Consider the following 272-nt stretch of genomic DNA (forward strand, 5'->3'; position numbering starts at 1 on the left):
TCCATATCCTGCTGGTCGTCGCCGTGATCATGATCCTGGTGCGCCTGATCAGCGGACGAGGCATATAGGCGCCAGCGCGCGAGTGACGCCTTGCGTCGGCTTGCCGCCCGCGATTGCAGCGGCAATCGCATGCGCCAACAGAGGTTTGTTTGACCAATCCGTTTCGCGGACGTGCCCGCAGGGTGCGCCTACGAAACGGATTTTTTCTTTAAGGAGAGCACTTATGACTACCCATCTCACCAAATCCGCCATCGCAGCGACCATCCTCGCAC

Annotated in this window: 1 protein-coding gene; it reads right to left on the minus strand. The window is 59.2% G+C overall.

Annotated features, from left to right (window positions below):
* Window positions 1-48: 48 nt before the first annotated feature.
* A partial coding sequence (locus QSV46_RS39810) for a hypothetical protein (protein WP_314964106.1) occupies window positions 49-272 on the minus strand: 224 nt, incomplete at its 5' end.

The organism is Bradyrhizobium cosmicum (assembly GCF_032290525.1).
Classification (GTDB): Bacteria; Pseudomonadota; Alphaproteobacteria; order Rhizobiales; family Xanthobacteraceae; genus Bradyrhizobium; species Bradyrhizobium cosmicum_A.